Source organism: uncultured Pseudoxanthomonas sp. (assembly GCF_947498795.1).
GTDB lineage: Bacteria > Pseudomonadota > Gammaproteobacteria > Xanthomonadales > Xanthomonadaceae > Pseudoxanthomonas_A.
In genome coordinates, this window is sequence record NZ_CANMLQ010000001.1 from 1,157,038 (window position 1) to 1,181,817 (window position 24,780).

Sequence of the window (24,780 nt, forward strand, 5' to 3'; positions counted from 1 at the left end):
TTTCGTTGACGTGCAGTGCGGTGGGATCAGTTCCCGCCCGCCGGTTCCGCAGGCAACACGCCATCAGCGTCTTCCGCCGTCTTGCGATCGTGCGCATGGTCACGCGCCAGGTACAGGTAGAACGCCGGCAGCACGAACAGGGTAAACAGCGTGCCGATCGTCATGCCCGAGGCGATCACCACGCCCATCGAGAAGCGCGAGGCGGCACCCGGGCCGCTGGCGATCAGCAGCGGGATCATCGCGAACACCAGCGCTGCGGTGGTCATCAGCACCGGACGCAGGCGGATGGCTGCGGCTTCCTCGATCGCTTCACGCTTGGGCAGGCCGCGCTCCATCTGCAGCTTGTTGGCGAACTCCACGATCAGGATGCCATGCTTGGAGATCACGCCGACCAGCGTCACCAGACCCACCTGGGTATAGATGTTGATGCTCATGCCGGGGAAGGCTTCGATCTGCATGAAGCCGAGCACGCCGCTCACCAGCGCCAGCACGTTGACGGTCAGCAATGCGCCGCTGATGGCCATCGGTACGGTCAGCAGCATGATCGTCGCATCGCGGAAGCTCTCGAACTGGGCCGCCAGCACCAGGAAGATCACGATCAACGCCAGCGCCAGCGTCACCAGCATCGCCGCGCCCTCCTGCTTGAACTGGCGCGACTCGCCGGCGTAATCCACCGAATAGCCCTGAGGCAGTACTTCCTTGGCGGCCTGGTCGAGAATCGCCAGCGCTTCGCCCTTGCTGACGCCAGGGCGCGGGGCGAAGGTGATCGATACGGCGTTGAGCTGCTGGAAACGCTTCAGGGACTGCGGCTGCGCGCTTTCCTTCAGCGTCACCAGCGTCGACAGCGGTATCAGTTCGCCGTCGCGGGTGCGCGTGTAGTAGTTCTCCAGGTCGCTGGCGTTGAGGCGGTCGCTCCGCTGCACCTGCGGAATCACCAGGTACGAGCGGTTCTGCATGGCGAAGCGGTTGGTGTAGCCACCGGACAGCATGGCTGCCATGTCGGCTGCCAGCGTGCGCATGTCGATTCCGAGCGTCGCCGCCTTCTCGCGGTCGATGTTGACCTCAATGCGCGGCTTGTCGATCTTCAGATCCTTGTCCAGGAAGATGAAGCGCTTGCTCTCCATCGCCTTCGCCAGGATCTGGTCGGCCAACTCGGCCAGCTGGCTCAGGTCGCCGACGCCACCGATGATGAACTCGCCGCCGCCGCCGTCGCCGCCCGCGCTGGGCAGCGAAGGCGGGACCAGAGCGAAGATGTTCAGGCCGCTGACCTGGCTCATCTTCGGCTGCAGTTCCTGCTGCAGCACCGCGTTGGTGGAGCGCTCGCGCTCGCTCCAAGGCTTCAGCACGAAGCCTGCCATCGCCATCGGGCTGGCACCGCCGCCACTGCCGCCGAACCCGCCGTTGAACAGGAAATAGTCCTGCACTTCCGGCACGCCCTTGGCGATGGAGGTGACTTCCTCGGTGTAGCGCTCCACGTAGTCCAGGGTGGAGTAGGGGTCGGCGCTGGCGACCGAGAAGATGAAGCCTTCGTCTTCCAGGGGTGCCGGCTCCTTGGGGGCGGTCATGTACAGGAAGACGCACGAGACGAGCACCAGGATGCCGAACACGCCGACCACCGACTTGGTCTCCATGGTGCCGTGCAGGCGCCGCTGATAGCCGGCATTGAGCTTCTCGAAGCGCACGTCCAGCCACTTCTCCAGCTTGCCCTTGCCGCCTTCGCTGTGCGGCTTGAGGATCTTGGCGCACATCATCGGGGTCAGGGTCAGCGCGATCACGCCCGACAGGAGCACCGCGCCGGCCAGCGTGAAAGCGAACTCGGTGAACAGCACGCCGGTCAGGCCGCCTTGGAACCCGATCGGCAGGTAGACCGCGACCAGGGTCGTGGTCATCGCGACCACCGGCCACGCCAGTTCGCGCGCGCCCTTGATCGCCGCCTCGTAGGGCGACATGCCCTCCTCGATGTGGCGGTGGATGTTCTCGAGCACGATGATCGCGTCGTCCACCACGATGCCGATGGCCAAGACCATCGCCAGCAGCGTGAGCAGGTTGATCGTGAAGCCCATCAGCAGCATCAGGAACAGCGCACCGACCAGCGACAACGGCACTGTCACCGCCGGGATCAGCACGCTGCGCAGCGAGCCGAGGAACAGGAAGATCACCACGATCACGATGATCACCGCTTCCACGATCGTGCTGACCACTTCGTCGATGGCGTCCTGGATCTGCTCGGTACTGTCGTACGGGATGGTCGCCTTGATGCCTTCCGGCAGCTGCGGCACGATCTCGTTGTCCCAGAGCGTGCGCACGTTCTTGATGACATCGAGGGAGTTCGCATCCGGCGACACGAAGATGCCCATGAACGTGGCCGCTTCACCGTTGATGCGGACCGACGTGCCGTAGCTTTCCGAGCCCAGTTGCACGTCGGCCACGTCGCCGAGCCGCACGATCGCGCCGTTCTGTTCGCGGATGATCAGCTGGCGGAATTCCTCGGCGCTGCGCAGGTCGGTGCGTGCGGTCATGTCGATCGCCACCATCTGGCCCTTGGTCGAGCCCACCGCCGCCAACACGTTGTTGGACGACAGCGCGGTGGACACGTCGCTGGCCGTGACCTGCAGGGCGGTCATCCGGTCCGGCTTCAGCCACACTCGCATCGCGAAGGTGCCGGCGCCGAGGATGTCGGCCCGCTGCACGCCGGCGACGGTGACCAGTTTGGGCTGGACGACGCGGGTGAGGTAGTCGGTGATCTGGTTGTTGTCCAGCGTCTCGCTGGCGAAGGACACGTACATCGCCGCGATCTGCTGGCCCTGCTGCAGGTCGATCACCGGGTCTTCCGACTCCGGCGGCAGCTGCCCGCGCATCTTGTTGACCTTGGCAGCGATCTGGGTGAGCGCCTCGTTCGGATCCTGTTCCAGCTTGATGTAGGCCTGGATCACGCTGACGCCGGCCGAACTGGTGGAGCTCAGGTACTCGATGCCTTCCGCGCTGGCGACCTCACGCTCCAGCGGCGTGGTGATGAAGCCCTGGATGAGGTCGGCGTCCGCGCCGTAGTACGTGGTGCTGATGTTGACCACGGCGTTGCGCAACTCGGGATACTGGCGCACGTTCAACTCGGTGAACGAGCGCAGGCCGAACAACAGGATGAACAGGCTGACGACGATCGCCAGCACTGGTTTGTTGATGAAGATGTCGGTGAATTTCATGCCGGCGCTCCGTCAACGGTTTTCGGGCTTGGGCTGGGCCTCGGTCACCGGCTGCACCTTGTTGTTCACCGTTACCTCGGCGTCGTTGCGCAGCTTCAGCAGGCCGCTGGTCGCCACGCGCTCGCCGGGCTTCAGGCCTTCTGTTACCGCGATCAGGTCGCCGCGGGTGGCGCCGGTCTTGACGAAGCGCTGCCGCACCACCAGCTTCTTGCCGGTCAGCGGCTTGCCCTGCATGTCCTTTTCGCCCTCGGCGCGCGGTACCTCCTGGATCACGTACACCGCGTTGCCATAGGGGTTGAAGCTGATCGCGGTCTGCGGGACCACGATGACCTTGCGCGCGTCGCCGGTATCGAAGCCGACATGGGCGAACGCACCCGGCCGCAGGTTGTATTCGGGGTTGTCCAGCGTCGCCTGCACCTTGAAGTTCCGCGTGGCCGGATCGACCTGCGGCTCCACCGCGGTGACCTCGCCTTCGAACACCTGGCCGGGCAGGGCATCGACCGTGGCGCGGATCTTCGCGCCCGGCAGCACCTGGCCCACGCGTTGTTCGGGCAGGGTGAAGTCGAGATAGATCGGATCCAGCGCCTGCAGGCTCACGATGGCGTCGCCGGGGTTGAGGTACTGGCCCAGGTTGACCTTGCGGATGCCCAGCACCCCGTCGAAGGGTGCGCGGATCGTCTTCTGTGCGATCAAGGCGCGCTGCGCCTCGACCTGTGCCAGCGACGTGGCCGCCACGGTGGCGCGTTCTTCGGCTTCGGCTTGGGAGACCAGCTTGTCGCGGGCCAGCGCCTGCCAGCGGTCGCGCTGCACGGCGGCGAGCTTGGACGAGGCTTCCAGCGACTTCAGCACCGCCAGCTCGTTGGCGCTGTTGAGCTGCGCCAGCACGGTGCCTGCCTTGACCGGTTTGCCGACGTCGATCGACAGGCTGCGCACCACGCCGCCGGCCTCGGTGGTGACGTCCGTGCCGTTGATGGCCACGAACGTGCCGACGGCCTGCTGTGCGTCGATCCATTCTTCCTGCTTGGCCGTCCAGTCGGTCACCGCGGCGGCCGGTTGGGGCATGTTGTCGAAGAAGTCGTTCATGCCCTTGCCCATGATGGCCTTCACGACGAACACGCCACCGAAGATCACCGCCACGGCGATCAGCATCAGGATCATGCGGCGGGTGGTGGAGGGTGTTTTCCTTGCGGCGGGGTCTTTCCGTGTCATGGGGATGTCTTCGGCAGGGCGGGGGAGATCGTCAGGACGACGAACGGGAGGTGGGGTGATCGACAGGATCAATCGGCGGATTATCACGAATTGAGACGGCCGCAAGAAGTGCGGGAGGTCAGGCGGGTGGAAAGGGGCCTCGGTGCAGACCTGGCCTGCCCGGGATTGCGGGCAGGACCGGGCTGCCGTTGTCCGCAGCCCGGAATACGAAAAGCCCCGGCGGGGCCGGGGCTTTTCGAACGGAGGGCGAGGCTCAGCGCGAGGCCGGTTTGTCCCGCTCCAGCAGGTACTCCTTCGACGGCTCGTCCATCTTGTCGCCCAGCACGCGTCTTACGGCCACGAAGAACACCGGGATCAGCAGCAGGCCCAGGAAGGTGGCGAAGAACATGCCACCGATGACGCCGGTGCCGATGGCATGGCGGGCATTGGCACCCGCGCCGGTCGAGATGGCCATCGGCAGCACGCCCATGATGAAGGCGAACGAGGTCATCAGGATGGGACGGAAGCGCAGGTGGGACGCCGAGATCACCGCGTCGCGCAACGTCTTGCCCTGCTTGCGCTCCATCACCGCGAACTCGACGATCAGGATGGCGTTCTTCGCCGCCAGGCCGATGATGGTGATCAGCCCGATCTTGAAGAACAGGTCGTTGGAAAGACCCCGCAGCATGGTGAAGGCCAGGGCACCCAGCGCACCCAGTGGCACCACCAGCAGCACGGCCACCGGGATCGACCAGCTCTCGTACAGCGCGGCAAGGCAGAGGAAGACCACCACGATCGACAGCACCATCAGCAGCGTGGCGCTGTTGCCTGCCAGGATCTCCTGGTACGACATGCCGCTCCAGTCGTAGCCGAAGCCTTGTGGCAGCTGGTCGGTGACGATGTTCTCCATGGTCGTCATCGCCTGGCCGGACGAACTGCCCGGCGCCGCCGAGCCATTGATGTTCACCGCGGAGTAGCCGTTGTAGCGCGACAGCGACGGCGGCACCGAGGCCCACGACGACTGCACCACGTTCGACAACGGGATCATCGCCCGGCCCCCGTTGGCGTCGCTCTGCTGGCTGCTCGGCGAATAGATCCTCGCCAGCGACTCGGCGCCGGTGCGGTAGGGCGCGTCGGCACGCATGTTCACGCGCTTGATGCGACCTTCGTAGAAGAAGTCGTTGACGTACACCGGCGCCAGCATCAGCTGGATGCCGTTGTAGATGTCGCTCAACGACATACCCATCGCCTGCGCCTGCACCCGATCCACGTGCAGCTGGAGTTGCGGTGCGTTCTCGAGGGTATTCGGTCGCACCGCCATCAGGCTCGAATCCTGCGCGGCCGCCCCCAACAGCTGGTTGCGCGCCGCCATCAGGGCTTCTTCGCCCAGGCCTGCGCGGTCCTGCAGCCACATGTCGAAGCCGCCGAACTGGCCCAGGCCCTGGATCGTCGGCAGGTTCACCACGAAGATCTGCGCACCCTTGATGCCGTAGAAGCGCTGGTTGGCCTGCTGGATGAACTCCGGCACGGTCACGTCGCGCTCGTCCCAGGGCTTGAGGCGGATGAAGGCCATGCCGACGTTCTCGCCACGGCCGAGGAAGCTGAAGCCCGCCACTTCCATCACGCCGTCGAAGCCGTCCATCTGCTGCAGCGTGCCACGGACCTGGTTGAACACCTGCTTGGTCTTCTGCAACGTGTTGCCTGGCGGCAGCTGCACGATGGCCAGCGCATATCCCTGGTCTTCCTCAGGGACGAAGCTGCTGGGCAGTCGAGTGAAGAGGAAGCCCGCCAGAACCGTCAGCAGCGCGAACGCGATCATCCAGCGCGGGGCGTGCTTGATCGCGGCGCCGATGTGGCCCACGTAGGTTTTCTCGAGCTTGCCGTAGTACTTCTCGAACGTCCGGAAGATGACGTTCTTCTTCTCGTGGCTGTCGTGCTCGTGCTGCTTCAGGAAAGTCGCGCAAAGCGCTGGCGTGAAGCCCAGCGCCAGGAAGGCGGAGAACGCCATCGAGATGGCGATGGTCAGCGCGAACTGCTTGTAGATCTCGCCCGAGGCGCCGCCCTGGAGCGCCGACGGAATGAACACCGCCGCCAGCACCACGGTGATCGCGATGACGGCGCCAGTGATCTGGCCCATCGCCTTGATGGTCGCTTCGCGCGGCGGCAGCTTTTCTTCCGCCATGATGCGCTCGACGTTCTCGATCACCACGATGGCGTCGTCGACCACGATGCCGATCGCCAGCACCAGCGCGAACATGGTCAGCTGGTTGATGGTGAAGCCGATCAGGCTCAGGCCCCAGAACGTGCCCAGCAGGGCGACCGGGATGACGAGGGTCGGGATGATGGTGGCGCGGAAGTTCTGCAGGAACACCAGCATCACCAGGAACACCAGGATCACCGCTTCGATCAGCGTCTTGACCACTTCCTCGATCGAGATCTTGACGAAGGTGGTCGTGTCGTACGGCGAGAACCACGTGACCCCGGGCGGGAAGCTCGGCGCCAGTTCATCCATCTTCGCGCGAACGGCGTCGGCGACGTTGAGCGCATTGGCACCCGGCAGCAACTGGATGGCGAACGCGCCGACCGGCTTGCCGTTGAACTGGGTGTCGAATCCGAAGTTCTGCGCACCGAACTCCACGCGCGCGACATCCTTCAGGCGGACAGTGGAGCCATCGTTGTTCGCGCGCAGGATGATCTGCTCGAACTGCTCCGGCGAGGTGAAGCGGCCTTCCGCCGATACCGTTGCCGTGAACGCCTGGCCTTCCGGCGCGGGATCGGAGCCGACGGAGCCGGCGGCGAACTGCACGTTCTGCGCGCGCACGGCCGAGAGGGCCTCGGTGGCCGAGAGGTTGTAGCCCTGCAGCTTGCCGGGGTCCAGCCACAGGTTCATGGCGTACTCGGAGCCGAAGTGCTGCGTGCTGCCGACGCCGGGCACTCGCGCGATCTGGTCGAGCACGCGCGAGGCGACGATGTCGTTCAGGCGATTGCGGTCGATGCTCGCGTTGTCGGACTGAAGGCCCACCACCATCAGGAAGCCGGCGTTGGCCTTCGCCACGACGACGCCCTGTGCGGTGACCTCGCTGGGCAGGCGTGGGGTGGCCAGCGATACCTTGTTCTGTACCTGCACCTGCGCGATGTCGGCGTCGGTACCGGTCTGGAACGTCAGCGTGATCGAGGCCTGGCCGGCGGAGCTGGAACTCGAGCTGAAGTACAGCAGGTTGTCGATGCCCGTCAGTTGCTGCTCGATGACCTGTGTGACGGAGCGTTCGGTGGTCTCCGAGCTGGCACCGGGATAGCTCGCGCTGACCGTGACCTGCGGGGGCGCGATGGAGGGATAGGATTCGACGCCAAGGTTGAGGATCGCGATCACGCCGGCGAGCGAGATCAGGATCGACACGACCCAGGCGAAGATCGGGTGGTTGATGAAGAACTTGGGCATGGGGGAGGGTCCTTCTTACTCGGCCTTGCCTGGCGCCGGCGCGGGCTTGGCCTGGGCGGCCTTGGCGGCGGCCGCCTGTTCGGCGGTCACACCCTTGGCCGGCGCGCCTTCCTTGACCTTCTGCAGGCCCTCGACGATGACCTGGTCGCCGGCCACGAGGCCCTCGGTGACCAGCCAATCGGCACCGATGGCCTGCTGCGCGTTGACGTTCTTGCGCGCCACGTTGCCGTCCTTCCCGATGACCATCGCATAGGCGCTGACGGTATCGCGCTGGATCGCGCCCTGCGGGATCAGGAACGCGCCCTTCTGTTCGCCCAGCGTGGCGCGCAGGGTGACGAAGGTGCCCGGCAAGAGGGTGCGGTCCGCATTCGGCAGGGTGGCGCGCAACGAGACGCTGCCGGTGGCGGGATCGACGACGGTGTCGGAGAAGTCCAGCGTGCCGGTCTGGTCGAGCACCTGCCCGTTGGGCAGCACGATCTGCACCGTGCGCTGGCCTTCACCGGCCAGCTGCACCTTGCCTGCGCCCTGGGCCTGCTGGATGGCCTGCATCTCGCTGGCGCTCATCGAGAAGTTGGCGTACAGCGGATCGATCTGGTCGATCGTGGTCAGCAGCGTGGCATCGCCCTGGCCGACCAGCGCGCCCTCGGTGACCTGCTGTTTGCCGGCGCGGCCGGAGATCGGCGCGGTGACGCTGGCGTAGCCGAGGTTGATGCGGGCGGACTCGACGTTGGCGCGCGCTTGCTGCACGGCGGCGGCAGCGCTGCGTTCCGCGGCCTCGGCGTTGTCGAGGTCCGACTTCGACACGAATTTCTGCGGCGCGAGCTGGCGGGCGCGGTCCGCCGACACCCTGGCATTGGCGTAGGACGCCTGTGCCGAGGCCAGGTTCGCCTGCGCGGCGCTCAGCGAGGCCTGCAACGGCGCGGGGTCGATCAGGAACAGCACCTGCCCTTCCTTCACGTCGCTGCCTTCCTGGTACACGCGCTTCTGCACGACGCCGGCCACGCGCGCGCGCACGTCGGAGCTGCGGAAGGGCGACAGGCGGCCGACGAGGTCGCGCTGCAGCGGCACATCCTGCGGCTTGGCGCTAAGCACCACCACTTCGGGGGGCGGCATCTGCTGCGGTTCGGGCTTGCTGCAGGCGGCGAGGATCGCCAGCAGCGCGCTGGCGAGGACGAGGGAACGGACGGGGGACGTCATGGGGAAGCTCCGTTTCTTTTTCTTGCAGACGTGGGAAGGGAATGCGATGAGCGGATGCGCCGCCCGGGGGGCGCATCGGAAGGGACCGGGTCGGGGGTGTCGGTTGAAGCCTGGATGGCGCGCAGAAAGGCATCTACCGCGAACTCGGCCCAGCGTCGGCGCGCGCGATCGCCCGCGCGATGCCGCACGCCGAACCGCTGCCGTTCGAAGTCCATTCCCACGATCATGCTGAGCAGCAACTCCGCGGCGTAATGCGGATCGTCATGCCTCAACCTGCCTTGGTCCATGGCGTGCTGCAGCCAGGTGGCGAGGCGCTGGACCAGAGTATCGCAGGCCTGCCGGTAGAGATCGCGCGCTTCGTCGGGAAACTGGTGCGCTTCCGCCGCCAGCAGGCGACTGGTGGAGACGATGGCCGGATCGCAGAGATGCCGCAGGTGTTCCGTGGCGAAGTCGACCAGCGCGACGCGGGGATCCTCCACCACCGGCGACAGGCGCGCGGTCGCGACGTCCTGGTGCTCCGCGATCACGCTGCGCAGCAGCTCCTGCTTGCTGCCGAAATGCGCATACAGCGTCTGCTTGGAACAGCCGGCACGGGCGGCGACCGCGTCCATGCTGACGCGGAAGCCCTGTTCCGACATCAGTTCCCGCACGGCGCTATGGACGCGGGCACGACGTTGATCGGGCGCGGAAAGGTCGGGGGAGGGGCGCATACGGACTGGACTATACCGTCCAGTTCAGAATTTTGACAGGCTTGAAAACATGGCATTTCCGTGGACAAAGCGAAGGGTGTACTTCGTGAGGGATGCGTGACGGCGAGGCGCGTGCTTCCGTGCGCTGCCGAATGTTGGTCGCGTTCTCGGCAATCCGCCGAGGCGCTTGCCGACAAACGCCCGGTCCGCTCTCGCTAGACAATCCGGCATGCGATTGCAAGCCGCGCCAATGACGCCTCGCAGCAAGTTTTGTCACGGCGTCGGGAGATACAATGACCATTCGACTACCACTTGTTGAGCCATTCTCTGCATGAACGCTGCGCGCAGCCCGAAAAAAGCCGCCAAACCGTCGTCCAAACCGGAAGCCAAGAAGGCCACCCACGCGGTGAGCCCGAAGGCCACGCCCACCAGGAAGGTGGCCGCCCGACCGGAGAAGGCGGCGAAGGCCGCGGAAAAGACCGGCACGGCGTTGGCGAAGGCAGGCGAGGCGTTCTCGCTGGCGCCGATCCTCGACGCGATCCGCAAGCGCGTCTCCGGAGCCGCTGCGCAGGCCGAGGCGCGCACGTTCGCCGAAGCGTTCTACAAGCGCATGGAGGAAGACGAGTACCCGCACCACGGTGCGGACGGTTGGGCCGCGATCGCCGCCGATACCCTGGCGTTCGCGCGCACCCGCAAGCCAGGCACCGCCAACGTGCGCATCTTCAATGCCACGCAGAAGACGCACGGCTGGGAGTCGCCGCATACCGTGCTGCAGATCGTCAACGACGACATGCCGTTCCTGGTCGATTCGGTCAGCATGGCGCTGGCCGAGATGGGCGTGGGCGTGCACGTGCTCGGCCATCCGCTGGTGCGGCTGGCGCGCGACAAGGCCGGCAAGGTCACCGCCGTGGGCGAGGGCAAGCATGAGTCGCTGATGCTGCTGGAGATCGACCGCCTGCCGCCGGAGGAAATGGCGCAGGTCGAGAAGCGCATCCGCAGCGTGCTGGAGGAAGTGCGCGCCATCGTGCGCGACTGGTCCAGCATGCGCGAGAAGATGTTGGCCCTGGCCGACGACATGGCCACCCGCCGCATGCCGGTGGACGACGATGGCCGCCGCGAGGCGCAGGAGTTCCTGCGCTGGGCTGCCGCCGACCACTTCACGTTCTTCGGTTACCGCGAGTACCGCGTCGAGAAGCGCACCGGCATCCTCGCCGCCGTCGAGGACAGCGGGCTGGGCCTGCTGCGCGAGGGCGACACCACGCCGCCGCGCAACATCAAGACGCTCGCCGCGCACTACCTGCCGCAGGGCGGCTCGGTGGACGCGCTGATCCTCACCAAGACCAACCGCCGCTCCACCGTGCACCGCCCAGGCAACATGGACTACATCGGGGTGCTGGAGTTCGACGCGCAGGGCAATCCGATCGCCGAGCAGCGGTTCATCGGCCTGTACACGTCCAGCGCCTACAACCGCCGCCCATGGGAAATCCCGCTGGTGCGCGAGCGCCACGAATACGTCATGCAGAAGTCCGGACTGTCGCCGAGCGGCCACAGCGGCAAGGCACTGCGCCATATCCTGGAAACGCTGCCGCGCGAGGAGCTGTTCCAGTCCAGCGACGAGGAACTGTTCCGTACTTCGATGGGCATCCTGGGCCTGCAGGAGCGCGTGCGCAGCAAGCTGTTCCTGCGCCGCGACCGCTATGGCCGCTTCTATTCGGCCCTGGTCTACATCCCGCGCGAGCGCTTCAATACCGACGTGCGCCTGCGCATCGAATCGCTGCTCAAGGACGCCATGCGTGGCGAGTACGTGGACAGCAGCGTGCTGCTCGGCGAGTCGCCGCTGGCGCAGCTGCACATCACCATCCGACCCAAGGCCGGCGAGCAGGTCGAGGTGGACACGTCCGCACTGGAAGCGGATATCGCCCACCTGCTGCGCAACTGGCAGGACGACCTGCGCGAAACCCTGATCAGCCGCCATGGCGAATCCAAGGGTCTGCTGCTCGCAGGCGGCTACGGCCGTGCGCTGCCCGCGGGCTACATCGAAGTCGTGTCGCCGGAAGGCGCGGCGCGCGACGTCGAACATCTCGCTTCGCTGTCGGGCGCCGACGACCTGCGCCTGAGCCTGCACGAATCGCGCCGCAAGCGTCCCGGGCAGGGCCGCCTGCGCCTGAACCTGTACAGGCAGGAATCCGACATTCCGTTATCCGACGCGCTGCCGCTGATGGAGAACATGGGCCTGCGCGTGATCTCGGAGCATCCGTTCCGGCTGGAGACCGCGCAGGGTGCGCGTTACATCCAGGAGTTCGAGGTCGAGCCGGTCGGTGGGGAGTTCGACATCGAACGCCTCGCGCCTGCGTTCGAGGAAGCCTTCGCCCGCGTGTGGCATGGCGATGCCGAGAACGACGGCTTCAACAAGCTGGTGCTGGGCGCCGGCCTGGCGTGGCGCCAGGTCGCGCTGCTCCGCGGCTACTGCAAGTACCTGCTGCAGACCGGCGTGCCGTTCTCGCAGAGTTACGTGGAAGAAACGCTCAACCGGTATCCCCTGCTGGCTCGCTTGCTGGTGGAGCTGTTCGAAGCGCGCTTCGATCCGTCGACCGGCAGCGAGAGCAAGGCGCAGGTCAAGGAAGGGCAGGAGCGGTTCGCTGCACAGCTGAAGGCGCTGGCCGGTGACGACGAGGCCGCGGCCAGGACGCTGGCGGCGCTGGTCGAGGCGCGTGGCGGCAAGCGCGAACAGCAGATCGAAGCCGCGCACCAGTCGCTGCTGAAGCTGATGGACCGCGTCTCCAGCCTGGACGACGACCGCATCCTGCGCGGCTTCATGGGGGCGATCGAAGCCACGTTGCGCACCAGCTTCTATCAGGTGGGCAAGGACGGGAAGCCGGCGCACACCATCAGTTTCAAGTTCGATTCGGCGAAGGTGCCCGATCTGCCGAAGCCGCGCCCGTACCGCGAGATCTTCGTGTACGGCCCGCGCGTGGAAGGCGTGCACCTGCGCTTCGGTCCGGTGGCGCGCGGCGGCCTGCGCTGGTCCGACCGCCGCGAGGATTTCCGCACCGAAGTGCTCGGCCTGGTGAAGGCGCAGATGGTGAAGAACACCGTCATCGTGCCGGTCGGCGCCAAGGGCGGGTTCTTCGTGAAGCGTTCGCCGGTGGGCGGGGACCGTGATGCGGTGCTGGCCGAGGGCATCGCCTGCTACAAGCTGTTCATCCAGGGACTGCTGGACATCACCGACAACATCGTCGGCAACAGGATCGTCCCACCGGTCGACGTGGTGCGCCATGACCAGGACGACCCGTACCTGGTCGTCGCGGCGGACAAGGGCACCGCGACCTTCTCCGACATCGCCAACGGCCTGGCCATCGCGCACGGCTTCTGGATGGGCGACGCGTTCGCCTCCGGTGGTTCGGTCGGCTACGACCACAAGGGCATGGGCATCACCGCGCGCGGCGCATGGGAGTCGGTGAAGCGCCATTTCCGCGCGATGAACCGCGACAGCCAGACCGAAGACTTCACCTGCGTGGGCATCGGCGACATGTCGGGCGACGTGTTCGGCAACGGCATGCTGCTGTCCGAGCACATCCGCCTGGTGGCGGCCTTCGACCACCGCCACATCTTCCTGGACCCGAATCCGGATGCGGCGAAGTCGTTCAAGGAGCGCGAACGCATGTTCAAGGTGCCGCGTTCCAGCTGGGCGGACTACGATGCCAGGCTGATCTCCAAGGGCGGTGGCATCCATCCGCGCAGTGCCAAGTCCATCGAGATCACCCCGGAAGTGCGCGCCGCGCTCGGCATTGCCGACGGCGTGAAGTCGATGACGCCGAACGAACTGATGAGCGCGATCCTGAAATCGCCGGTCGACCTGCTGTGGAACGGCGGTATCGGTACCTACGTCAAGGCCGCGAGCGAAACCCATGCCGACGTCGGTGACCGCGCCAACAACGGCCTGCGCGTCGATGGTCGCGACCTGCGCTGCAAGGTGGTGGGCGAGGGCGGCAACCTGGGCCTGACCCAGCTCGGCCGCATCGAGGCGGCGCAGCACGGCGTGCTGTTGAATACCGACTTCATCGACAACTCTGCCGGCGTGGATACCTCCGACCACGAGGTGAACATCAAGATCCTGCTGAACGGCGTGGTGCAGGCGAAGAAACTGTCGATGGACGCCCGCAACAAGCTGCTGGCCGACATGACGGATGAGGTGGCCGACCTGGTGCTGTGGGACAACTACCGCCAGAACCAGGCCATCAGCCTGATGGAGCGCATGAGTGTCTCGCGCCTGGGCTCGAAGCAGCACTTCATCCAAACGCTGGAGTCGCAGGGCCTGCTGGACCGCCAGATCGAGTTCCTGCCATCCGACGCGGAACTGGCCGAGCGCAAGGCGCGTGGGCAGGGCCTGACCCGTCCCGAACTGTCGGTGCTGCTGTCGTACTCCAAGCTGGTGGCGTTCCAGCAGTTGCTGGAATCCGACATCCCCGAGGATCCGTACCTCTCCAAGGAGCTGCAGCGCTACTTCCCGCAGCCGCTGCAGAAGAAGTACGCGTCGGAGATGGAGAAGCACCGCCTGAAGCGCGAGATCATCGCCACGGCGGTCACCAATACCACCATCAACCGCATGGGCGCGACCTTCCTGCTGCGCATGCAGGAGGACACCGGCCGGTCGCCGGCGGAGGTCGCCAAGGCGTTCACCATCACCCGCGAGACGTTGGATGCGCGGGCGCTGTGGAACCAGATCGATGCGCTGGACGGCAAGGTGCCGGAGTCGGTGCAGATCGACGCGCTGCAGGTCATCTGGCAGGTGCAGCGCAATTTCACCCGCTGGCTGCTGACCCGGCAGGGCCCGATCCCGGCGATCTCCACCGCGGTCGAGCGCTACCACGACGGTTTCAACGAAATCCGCGCGGCGGATGGCGTGCTGCCGGATTCCCTGCGCCCGGCGTACAACGCCAGCCTGCAGGCGTGGAAGGACAAGGGCCTGCCGGCGGCACTGGCCGGCCAGATCGCGGCGTTGCCGTACCTGGAGCCCTCGTGCGACATCATCGAACTGGCACGTGCTCGCAAGTTGAAGCCGGTCGAGGTGTCGAAGGTCCACTACCGCCTGGGTGAAGCGCTGCACCTGCCGTGGCTGCAGGACCAGATCGAGGCCCTGAAGGTCGATGGCCGCTGGCACGCGGTTGCCCGTGGCGTGCTGCGTGATGAGCTCGCCGCCCATCAGCGCACCTTGACCAACCAGGTGCTCTCGCTGCCGGGCGGCAATGCCGACGCCAAGGTCAAGGCCTGGCTGGGTCGCGACGATGCCGCCCTGCGCTTCACGCTCAGCATGCTGAATGAGCTGGCGGCGCAGAAGACGCTGGACTATCCCACTGCATCGGTGGCGGTACAGCGACTGGGGCAGTTGGCGTCGCAGGCATGATGCCGGCGCCGAAGGCTGGCTAGAATCGAGGCGGCCCTCCGGGGCCGCCTTTTTTCTTTCCAGGGAGAGCAGGGCATGCGCAGGATGGCAGCGTGGGCGTTGTTGGCATGGGCACTGACGGTGGACGCGACGGAGCCGCGCCGGCAGATCGGGCAGGTCGATGGCCAGCCGGTCTATGCCGACCAGATCGTGGGCGAAGGGCGGGCGCGCGCCGACAGTGCGCGCGAGGTATTCATGGTCCCGGTCCTGCGCCAGTGGATGCGACGGCACGCGGACGCGGCGCGCCCGACAGCGGCCGAGAAGCAGCGTGCCGAGGCGGCGATCACCGCCTATGCCGCGTGCAGCGACAACGGTTATGCGCTGCCGGAGGAGCCTGCGCAGAAGGAGGCGGTGCTGACGATGCTGATCGGCAACGTGAAGCTGCAGAAGCGACTCCATGACACGTATGGCGGCGGCCGCCTGCTGTTCCAGCAGGCAGGCGTGGAAGCCTTCGACGCAACGCGCAGGATGCTGGAATCGCGCGAAGCCGAAGGCGGCTTCGCCATCACCGATCCCGATGTCAGGGCGCTGGCCTACGACTACTGGACCCGCGACCACGGCGCCTTCATCATCAGCGATCCCGGCAAGATCGCCGAGGCCCTCGACGTGACATCATTGATTGCGCGTTGCCCCGACTGATCCCGCGCCGCCCCGGAGCCAAGGATGTCCGATCCGCACATCGCCTTCCTCGCCAGTCCGACGCCCGAGGCGCAGCAAGCGCTGGCGGTCCTGCAGCGCGAGCATGGTAGCCATGCGCCGGACCAGGCCGACGTGCTGTGCGCCCTCGGCGGCGACGGCTTCATGCTGCAGACGCTGCACCGCCACGGTGCCCTGGGAAAGCCGGTATTCGGCATGAAGCTGGGCACGGTGGGCTTCCTGATGAACCACCATCGGCCCGATGGCCTGGTGGAGCGCATCGCCGCGGCGGAACCCGCCAAGCTGCGCCCGCTCGAGATGCAGGCGCTCACGGAATCCGGGGCGTCCACGGCCTCGCTCGCCTACAACGAAGTATCCCTGCTGCGGCAGACCCGGCAGGCCGCGCACATCCAGATCGACCTCAATGGCGAGACACGCCTGGACGAACTGATCTGCGATGGCGTGCTCACCGCAACGCCCGCCGGTTCCACCGCGTACAACTTCTCGGCGCACGGCCCCATCCTGCCCCTGGGTTCGCACACCATCGCACTGACCCCGATCGCGCCCTTCCGCCCGCGCCGCTGGCGCGGCGCCATCCTCAAGGCCGATACCGAAGTGCGTTTCCGCGTACTCGATCCGTACAAGCGCCCGGTCAGCGCGACCGCCGATTCGCACGAAATCCGCGACGTGGTGGAGGTGACCATCCGCGAGTCGCGCGACCGGACGGTCACGCTGCTGTTCGATCGCGAGCACAACCTGGAAGAACGCATCCTCAGCGAACAGTTCATGACCTGAGTCGCAATGTCCCCGCGGACATCGCGGTTTCGCCGCATTGCGGCTTGCCGGGTCATGTCACGCATGTTATCCAGCGCCCCGTAGCGGTCCGGTTCGCATCCACCCGGGGAGGGGTCACGATGCAGATGAGGTGCGCGGTCGGGGTATTGCTGTTGCTTGCCATCGGGGAAGGAAACGCCTGCAATCTGTCCACCGGGACGACCGTGTTCGCCACGCACGGCGTCGCGGCGGCAGCCGATGAAACGGGTCTGAAAGCGCCGGTCCTTGATCTGGTCAGCCTCACGCGCGGCGTCGATGGGCGGGCATCCTGCGACGCCAGCGGCCTGCTGACGCTGAGTGTCGAGTGGCCGCGCGGGACGGACTACAAGCTGCGTGACCTGGGGTTCGAGTTCCGCGTCCTGGGGGAAGACGCCCTTGCGATCTTTCCCCGCGAGCCGGTCGCGGGACGGCTGGAAGGCAGGCGCAGCGAGTTCGTGTTCCTGTGGAAGGACGGACCGCCCGTGCAGCAGTCGCGCATCGACCTGATCGTCGAGGTACGTGCGGTCACCGCGGACAACCGGCGCGGCCCGCCGGCGCAACTACGCATCGCGTCGGCGCCAGGGGGATGATCGGGCGGCCTCGCTTCGCGCGCCGTCGATCGCCGATACTGTGCGCATGCCCGACAACACCCCCCGCCTGCTGACCGTCGCCGTCACGTCGCGCGCTTTGTTCGATCTGGAAGAAAGCCACGCCCTCTACGAACGCGAGGGGGTGAAGGCATACAGCGATTACCAGCGGCACCATGAGGACGACGTGCTGGCCCCCGGCATCGCGTATCCGGTGGTTCGCAAGCTGCTGGCCCTGAACGCCGGTGCGCCGCCCGACGCGCCACGCGTGGAGGTGATCCTGTTGTCGCGCAATTCCGCGGATACCGGCCTGCGGATCTTCAATTCAATCCAGCACTACGGGCTGGGCATCGTGCGTGCCACGTTCACCGCGGGGGAACCCACCTGGCCGTACGTCAAGCCGTTCGGCACCGACCTGTTCCTGTCGGCGAATCCGGAATCGGTGCGGCGCTCGCTCGAACATGGCATCGCCGCGGCCACCATCCTGCCGGCCGGCGCGCCGCAGCAACGCCATGAGCACCAGCTGCGCATTGCCTTCGATGGCGACGCGGTGATCTTCGGCGACGAGAGCGAACGCATTTCACGCGAGCAGGGCGTGGAGGCCTTCGGCAGGCACGAACAGGCGCGCGCGCGCGAACCGTTGTCCGGTGGACCCTTCCGCAACTTCCTGGCGGCCCTGCACCAGTTGCAGCAGGTGTTCCCCGCCGACGAACGCTCGCCGATCCGTACCGCGCTGGTCACCGCGCGTTCGGCCCCCGCCCACGAGCGGGTGATCCGGACATTGAGGGAGTGGGGCGTGCGCCTGGACGAAGCGCTGTTCCTCGGCGGACGCCACAAAGGGCCGTTCCTGGAAGCCTTCGGTGCCGACATCTTCTTCGATGATTCGCAGCACAACATCGACAGCGCGCGCCTTCACGTGGCAGCCGGTCATGTACCCCACGGTGTCGCCAATCCGTAGCACTGGCCCGTCCCGCCAAGCATGTCAAAACGGCAGCCGGATATCCGTCAGCCGCCAGCGAAGGCCTTGTCGGGTGAGCACGAACACCACCGGGTCGCCGTCATCGTCGTGGACGGTCGCGGTGAAACGCGACAGCGATTCGTAGTGATGCTCGGCGGCCTTCAGCGGTTCCGCCGGTACCGGCGGCGCATAGGTATCGCCACCGATCGTCTCGCCGATCGCGCGTTTCCACGTCGAGCGGCCCTGCAGGATGGCGGCGACCCCCATGGGCGTGACCAGCGTGTCCACGCCGCGTCCGAGCACCTCGTTGGCGAGGGACAATGCGGCCGCGCCGAACAGGTTGGACGCGACGTCCGGGCCGGCCTTGCGTGCGAGATAGTCCTCCACCTGCGCACGCAGGTTGACCCGCAGCGCGGGGAAATCCACGTGCTTCTGCAATCGGGAGGTGTCCTGTTCCGCGATCGCGGTACGGATGCCGTGCAGGGCGAGGTAAGGTCCGGCGATCACATAGATGGCCACCCCCAGCAGCATGGCCAGCAATGTGCCGCCCAAGAGCCACGTCTTCGTCGGAGAGCTCGTCATCGGCGAATCCTCCCGGTCAGAATTCGAGATCCAGCGCCGCGCACAGGTAGTCGACGAACGGCGCCAGCGTCTTGAGATCGCCGGCCAGCGTCTGCCTCAGGCGCGGGCCCGTCAGGGTGGTGTCGTCCAGCGAGCGCCAGAACACGAAGTTGCGGTGCTTCAGGTCCTCGATGAACTCGAAATCCGTCGGGAAGCCGCGCGGCGCGCGGACCAGCTTTTCGCTTTCCTCGAAGTCGAAGCGGCGCCGGAACGCCGGATCATGCGCGGCCTTCTTCCAACTGCCCGGATTGTCGAGGATGAACTGGCGGACGCGGCGCTGCGTGTCCGGTTCCGGGTGCCAGAGACCGGCGCCGACGAAGCACTCGCCCGGCTGCAGGTGCAGATAGAAGGACGGCGCGGGCACCTGCTTGTGGCGCTCGTGGTACAGGCGGGCGCCCTGCCACGACTTGTATGGCGACTTGTCGTTGGAAAAACGGGCATCGCGATAGATGCGGAACAGCGAACCGCCGACCGTCTTCGGATCGGAGCGGAAATGCAGGCTGACCGCCGCCAGGTCGGGCTGCAGGTCGGTCAGCAGGCGGAGGAACGGCTGGCGGACATGGGCTTCGTACTGCGCCTTGTGGTCGGCGAACCAGGTCTTGTCGTTGTGGCGCGCCAGCCCGCGCAGGAACTTGAAACTGGCATCGGAGAAGTAGGTGGCCATGGACGCCATTCTAGACAAGCCGGTGTCATGGGACCGACAAGGCTGTCCTCGACCTGCCGCTACAGCCCGGCCTCGAGCTCGGCGCGCCATTGCTGAAGCCGGTCGAGCAGCGCCAGCTTGTCGGCATTGCCGGCCTGGCCCCGGCGCAGTTCGGCGACTTCCGCATCGAACTGGTCAAAGCTGTATTCGGACAGGCCGCTGTCCATCGCCAGGCGCCGGCGACGGTAGTCGTCCCAGCGCTGGCGATCGTCGGCGCCGAGGGTCTCCGGCCAATTGCGTGCCCGGTAGCGGAACAGCAGTTCCGGCAGCCGCGCATCGCGGAAGCCGAAATCGCGTTGGCCCAGCAGCGCGGGCGGGGTGGTACGCACATCGGTGAAGCGGCGCTTGTCGGCGTCGGCGAGGAATCCGTCGTACAACGAGCCGTCGACGTCGCCGGCTTCGTAGGTGCGTTCCCCGGCAAACACCCGGCGCACGGTCTCCGCCAGTGCGGGGCCGGCGTCGCGCAGGATTGCGGCGTGGCGCTCGCAGCGCGCGGGGTCGATGCCCAGCCGGTCCATGTCCGCCGGCCGCAGGTGCGACCACGCGACCAGCGCCGGCGCGCGGTTCAGGTGGACTTCCTTCAGCGGGATGCGCTGCTCGCCTTCCGGAAGGTCGACGGCCGGCGTGTACAGCCGGTCCGCGATGTCGTCCGGCGACATCGTGAGCAGCGGCGTCGGATCGCTGTCGAGGTCGAACACCACCATGCGGCTGTCGATGCGCGGGTGCCGGGCCAGCGGCAGCACCGGTGCGGCGCACAGCCGGTGCGCGGGATAGCGTTGCGATACATGCAGCACCGGCAACATGGCGGTCGTGTCCAGCAGGCGCGCGGCGAAGCGCTTGTCGCGCAGTTGCAGGGCGTAGTCCCACAGCCGCGGCTGCGCCTGCCTCATCAGGCGCGCCAGCCCGATGGTGGCGAAGACGTCCGACAGCGCCTCGTGCGCATCGCCGTCGCGCACGCGGTTTGCCAGTGCCAGATGCTCCAGTCTGAAAGATGTCGCGCCATCGTCGCGCTCCGGCCAGACGATGCCGTCCGGGCGCAGCGCATGCATCAGCCGCATCACGTCCAGCAGGTCCCAGCGCGAGTTGCCGCCGCGCCATTCGCGTTCGTAGGGCTCGTGGAAGTTGCGGAACAGGCCGTGCCGGACGAACTCGTCGTCGAAGCGCAGGCTGTTGTAGCCCAGCGTGCAGGTCTCGGGACGTCCCATCTCGTCGGCGATGCGGGCAAACGCCTCGGCCTCGTTGACACCCTCGCGCAGCGCCTGCTGCGGCGTGATGCCGGTGATGAGCGTGGCGATGGGCGAGGGCAGCAGGTCATCCGCCGGTTTCACGAAAAAACTGACCGGCTCTTCGACCACCTCGAGCGCGGGCGTGGTGCGCACGGCGGCGAACTGCGCCAGCCGGCTACGGCGAGGATCGGCGCCGAAGGTTTCCAGGTCGTAGAAGAGGAAACTCGCGCTCACGCCACCGCATCCTCCAGGATCGGCAGCAGCGCATGCACATCGGCATCGATCGCCGCCCAGTCGATTCCCTCGAGCGACGTGCGCCCGGCGGTATGGCGTACCAGCAGGTCGCGCTGCACGTGGCTGCGGTGCTGGGCCACGGCATACGGGATGCGCATGAAGCTGACCATCGCGTAGTGGGGCACGAAGCGCTGTGGATGGCGTTGCTGCAGCGCCAGTTCCAGCTCGCGCTGCAGCAGGAAGCCGCTGTCATCGACCTTGTCGCGCATTTCCACGTAGTTTTCCAGCGCCATCTCCTGGATGGCGAGCGCGTTCGGCTTGCGCTCGGCCTCGAACGCGGCGAACGCCTGCGCCAGGTCGGAGGACGCCTGCAGGTGGTGCGCCAGCGAGACGCAGTCCTCGAATGCGCAGTTCATCCCCTGGCCGTGGAACGGGACCATCGCGTGCGCCGCGTCGCCCAGCAGCACGGCCCGGTCGCCGAGATGCCAGCGGTCCAGGTACAGCGTGGCAAGCAGCCCGGTGGGATTGGCGTCCCAGTCCCGTTCCAGCTCGGGAATCAGCGGCACCGCATCGGCGAAGTCGCGCAGGAACAGCGCCTTGGCCTCGCGTCCGTTGCGCACACTGGCAAAGCTCGGGTCGCCCTGGTTGGGCAGGAACAGGGTCACGGTGAAGGTGCGTTCGTCGTTCGGCAACGCGATGCACATGTAGTGTCCGCGCGGCCAGATGTGCAGCGCATTCGGTTCCATCATGAAGGCGCCGTCGGCCGAGGGCGGGATCTCCAGTTCCTTGTACGAATGGTCCAGGAATTCCGTGCGTTCGCCGAGTTCTTCCCGTTGCTGCATCGCGCCGCGCAGGGAAGAGCCGGCACCGTCGGTCCCGACCAGTGCGGTGAATCCGACGGGATGGAGGCCCCCTTGTCCGTCGGCGAAGCGGGCGATGCGGGCATCGAAGTCGACGGCGTCCAGTCGGCGGTCGAAATGGATGTTCGCGCCGGCCTGTTCGGCGAGGTCCAGCAGCGTGATGTTCAGGTCGCCGCGATGGATCGACCAGATGACCTCGGCGTCGTCGCGGCCGTAGCGTTGCAGCTGCAGCCGCCCATCGAGCGCGTGCACCATGCGGCCGCGCATCATCACGGCCTGCCGCATCACCGCATCGTCGGCATCGGCCATGCGCAGCGCATGGCGGCCGCGCTCGGTGAGCGCGAGGTTGATGGATCGGCCTCCCGCGTAGCCCTGCACGCGGGGGTCGCCGCGCTTTTCGAACACGTCCACCCGCCAGCCGGCGCGGGCCATCAGCGTGGCCAGCAGCGCACCGGCAAGACCGGCGCCGATGAGGGTGATGTGTCGAGGCGTCTCAGTGCCCAAGCGCGCGTCTCCGGATCAGAATCCCCGCCACGTCTCGACCTCCTCGACGAAGCGGTGGACATCCATGTAGCGGTTGTAGAGCGGGGCGGGCGAGATGCGGATCACGTCCGGTTCGCGCCAGTCGCCGACCGTGCCAACGGAGAGCAGGTATTCGAACAGTTCCCGCCCGCGCTCCCGGCCCCCGATCACCCGCAACGACAGTTGCGCGCCGCGCTGGTTCGTGTCGCTGGGCGTGATGATCTGCAGGACATCCGGGAGTCGCGCCTGGATCAGTGCCTCCAGCAGGCCGGTGATCTTCAGCGACTTGCTGCGGATCGCCTCCATGCCGCCGGCTTTCTCGAACAGCTCGAGCGACGCGCGCAGCGGCGCCAGGCCCAGGATCGGCGGATTGCTGAGCTGCCAGCCCTCGGCACCCGGCGTCGGCACGAACTCCGGCGCCATGCGGAAGCGGGTTTCCTTCTCGTGGCCCCACCAGCCCGCGAAGCGCGGACGGTCGGTGTGGGCGTGGCGCGCATGCACGAAGCAGCCCGCCACCGCACCCGGACCCGAGTTGAGGTACTTGTAGTGGCACCAGACCGCGAAATCGACCTCGCTGTCGTGCAGGCGCAACGGTATGTTGCCGACGGCGTGGGCCAGGTCGGCGCCGACCACCGCCCCCTGTGCATGCCCGAGGCGCGCGATCTCAGACAGGTCGAACGCCTGGCCGGTGCGGTACTGGATGCCGGGCCACAGCACAAGCGCCAGGCGCGGGCCATGCTCGGCGATGGCACGTTCGATCGCCGCCATCGACAGCGTGCCGTCGGGCTGGTCCGGCGCTACTTCGATCAGGTCGGTGGCGGGATCGAACCCATGGAAGCGCACCTGCGATTCCATCGCATGCCGGTCGGAGGGGAACGCACCGGCTTCCATCAGGATCGCCGGCCGTTCTGCCGTGGGCCGGTAGAAGCTGACCATCATCAGATGCAGGTTGGTGGTCAGCGTGTTCATCGCCACCACCTCGGCCGGCTCGGCGCCGACCACCCGCGCCAGCGGCTCACGCACCAGCTCGTGGTACGTCATCCATTGCGCGTTGCCGGTGAAGTGGCCTTCGACGGCCTCGTTCGCCCACTTGTCCAGCACTTCGTTGAGATAGGTGCGTGCACCCTTCGGCTGCAGGCCGAGCGAGTTGCCGCAGAAGTAGACCTGGTCGTTGTGCTTGTGGCGCGGGATCAGGAACTCGTTGCGGAGCGGACGCAGCGGGTCGGCGGCGTCGAGGGCGATGATGTGGGTGCGGGACAGCGGGTCGGTCATGGAGGTGGATTTGAGAATGATCGGTTGGTTGTAGGAGCGACGTCAGTCGCGACCGGAAGCTGGCGGCTGAGGCAAAACGTTGGTTTGGCGGAGCTTCCAACAGGAAAGGGGGCCGACTTGGCCATGCCGTGCAGTCGCGACTGACGTCGCTCCTACAGGACGCCCGCTCACAGGAACCTTGAGGCCGGCAGGCCCAGCCATTCAAGCGCAGTGCCGTGGTACAGGCGCGCCTGCTCGTCCTCATCCAGGCCCAGCGCGGCGATGCCGGCGCCCGGCTCCTGTTCGCCGAGCGGGAACGGGTAGTCGGTGCCGAGCATCACGCGCTCGTGGCCGACGGTGTCCAGCAGGTAACGCAGTGCGCGCGGATCGGCGACCCAGGAGTCGAAATAGACGCGGCCCAGATAGTCGCGCGGGTTGCGCGGGTTATCGGTGGCGACGAGGTCCGGCCGCATGTTGAAGCCGTGTTCGATGCGGCCGATCGTGTAGGGGAAGCTGCCGCCTCCGTGCGCGAAGCACACCTTCAGCTGCGGCAGGCGCTCCAGCACGCCGCCGAAGATCAGGCTGCACGCGGCGCGCGACTGTTCCGCCGGCATGCCGACCAGCCAGGGCAGCCAGTACTTCTGCATCGAGGCCGCGCCCATCATGTCCCACGGGTGCACGAGGATCGCAGCCCCCAGTTCGCTGGCGGCCTGGAAGAAATCGAACAGCTCCGGTGCGTCCAGGTTCCAGTCGTTGACGTGACTGCCGATCTGCACGCCCTGCAGGCCCAGCTGGTCCATGCAGCGCTCCAGTTCCTGCATCGCCAGGCGCGGCGACTGCAGCGGCACCGTCCCGATGCCGGCGTAGTGGCGCGGGTAGTCGCGGCAGGCCGCGGCGGTATGGTCGTTGAGCGCCTGGTGCAGTTCCAGTGCGTGATGCGGCTTGGCCCAGTAGCTGAACATCACCGGCACCGTGCTGATCACCTGCACCTGCACGCCGAACTGGGCATAGTCGGCAATGCGTTCTTCCGGGTTCCACGTCTTGGGCCAGATTTCGCGGAAGAACTTGCCGTCCTTGTAGATGCGGTGGCGCCCGTCGTCGCCATGGTGAATCACCGGAAAGCGCAGGTCGCCGTACTTGGCCGCGAGATCCGGCCAGTCGCGGGGCAGGAAGTGCGCGTGGGTATCGATCTTCAGCATCGCAGGATTGTAGG

General features: G+C 66.8%; 16 protein-coding genes. 5 read left to right on the forward strand and 11 right to left on the reverse strand.

Annotated elements, in window-relative coordinates; genetic code table 11:
• Positions 1 to 26 precede the first annotated feature (26 nt).
• The 5 genes from Q0907_RS05655 to Q0907_RS05675 all read right to left on the reverse strand — a co-directional run bounded on the left by Q0907_RS05655 (position 27) and on the right by Q0907_RS05675 (position 9,734).
• Positions 27 to 3,200, reverse strand: coding sequence for an efflux RND transporter permease subunit (locus Q0907_RS05655; protein ID WP_299342414.1), 3,174 nt, complete (start codon positions 3,198 to 3,200; stop codon positions 27 to 29).
• Between the two features lie 12 nt (positions 3,201 to 3,212).
• A complete protein-coding gene (locus tag Q0907_RS05660; protein WP_299342416.1) occupies positions 3,213 to 4,409 on the reverse strand; it encodes an efflux RND transporter periplasmic adaptor subunit in 1,197 nt (398 codons plus the stop codon).
• Between the two features lie 253 nt (positions 4,410 to 4,662).
• Entirely contained in the window at positions 4,663 to 7,827 is a 3,165-nt protein-coding gene (locus Q0907_RS05665; protein ID WP_299342418.1) for an efflux RND transporter permease subunit, read from the reverse strand.
• Between the two features lie 15 nt (positions 7,828 to 7,842).
• Positions 7,843 to 9,024, reverse strand: a complete 1,182-nt coding sequence (locus Q0907_RS05670; RefSeq protein ID WP_299342420.1) for an efflux RND transporter periplasmic adaptor subunit — start codon at positions 9,022 to 9,024, stop codon at positions 7,843 to 7,845.
• Positions 9,021 to 9,734 carry a TetR/AcrR family transcriptional regulator gene (locus Q0907_RS05675; protein WP_343229807.1) on the reverse strand — a complete coding sequence of 238 codons (714 nt, stop codon included), beginning with the start codon at positions 9,732 to 9,734 and terminating at the stop codon, positions 9,021 to 9,023. Before Q0907_RS05675 ends, Q0907_RS05670 begins: the two co-directional genes overlap by 4 nt.
• A 310-nt stretch (positions 9,735 to 10,044) precedes the next feature.
• On the opposite strand from Q0907_RS05675, the gene Q0907_RS05680 reads away from it, so the two are divergent.
• From Q0907_RS05680 to Q0907_RS05700, 5 genes are all read left to right on the forward strand, one after another.
• The gene (locus Q0907_RS05680; protein ID WP_299342424.1) at positions 10,045 to 15,117 is read left to right on the forward strand and encodes an NAD-glutamate dehydrogenase domain-containing protein; all 5,073 of its coding nucleotides are present in this window, start codon (positions 10,045 to 10,047) and stop codon (positions 15,115 to 15,117) included.
• A gap of 75 nt (positions 15,118 to 15,192) precedes the next feature.
• Complete coding sequence (locus tag Q0907_RS05685) at positions 15,193 to 15,795, forward strand: hypothetical protein (protein ID WP_299342425.1); 603 nt, start codon at positions 15,193 to 15,195, stop codon at positions 15,793 to 15,795.
• Positions 15,796 to 15,819: 24 nt separating this feature from the next.
• Positions 15,820 to 16,587, forward strand: coding sequence for an NAD kinase (locus tag Q0907_RS05690; RefSeq protein WP_299342427.1), 768 nt, complete (start codon positions 15,820 to 15,822; stop codon positions 16,585 to 16,587).
• Positions 16,588 to 16,706: 119 nt separating this feature from the next.
• Positions 16,707 to 17,195: a hypothetical protein gene (locus Q0907_RS05695; RefSeq protein WP_299342428.1), complete on the forward strand. Its 489-nt coding sequence runs from the start codon at positions 16,707 to 16,709 to the stop codon at positions 17,193 to 17,195.
• 46 nt (positions 17,196 to 17,241) lie between these two features.
• Entirely contained in the window at positions 17,242 to 18,150 is a 909-nt protein-coding gene (locus tag Q0907_RS05700; protein ID WP_296279931.1) for a 5'-nucleotidase, read from the forward strand.
• A gap of 24 nt (positions 18,151 to 18,174) precedes the next feature.
• On the opposite strand, the gene Q0907_RS05705 is transcribed toward Q0907_RS05700, so the two are convergent.
• The 6 genes from Q0907_RS05705 to Q0907_RS05730 form a co-directional block, all read right to left on the reverse strand.
• Positions 18,175 to 18,681 carry a DUF2939 domain-containing protein gene (locus Q0907_RS05705; protein WP_299342650.1) on the reverse strand — a complete coding sequence of 169 codons (507 nt, stop codon included), beginning with the start codon at positions 18,679 to 18,681 and terminating at the stop codon, positions 18,175 to 18,177.
• Positions 18,682 to 18,748: 67 nt separating this feature from the next.
• Complete coding sequence (locus tag Q0907_RS05710) at positions 18,749 to 19,435, reverse strand: DUF2461 domain-containing protein (RefSeq protein WP_299342430.1); 687 nt, start codon at positions 19,433 to 19,435, stop codon at positions 18,749 to 18,751.
• Positions 19,436 to 19,494: 59 nt separating this feature from the next.
• A complete protein-coding gene (sbcB, locus tag Q0907_RS05715; protein WP_299342433.1) occupies positions 19,495 to 20,934 on the reverse strand; it encodes an exodeoxyribonuclease I in 1,440 nt (479 codons plus the stop codon).
• Positions 20,931 to 22,298: an FAD-dependent monooxygenase gene (locus Q0907_RS05720; RefSeq protein ID WP_299342434.1), complete on the reverse strand. Its 1,368-nt coding sequence runs from the start codon at positions 22,296 to 22,298 to the stop codon at positions 20,931 to 20,933. Before Q0907_RS05720 ends, sbcB begins: the two co-directional genes overlap by 4 nt.
• Positions 22,299 to 22,313: 15 nt before the next feature.
• Positions 22,314 to 23,588, reverse strand: a complete 1,275-nt coding sequence (kynU, locus tag Q0907_RS05725; RefSeq protein WP_299342436.1) for a kynureninase — start codon at positions 23,586 to 23,588, stop codon at positions 22,314 to 22,316.
• Positions 23,589 to 23,755: 167 nt separating this feature from the next.
• Positions 23,756 to 24,766, reverse strand: coding sequence for an amidohydrolase family protein (locus Q0907_RS05730; protein ID WP_299342438.1), 1,011 nt, complete (start codon positions 24,764 to 24,766; stop codon positions 23,756 to 23,758).
• Between the last annotated feature and the right edge of the window lie 14 nt (positions 24,767 to 24,780).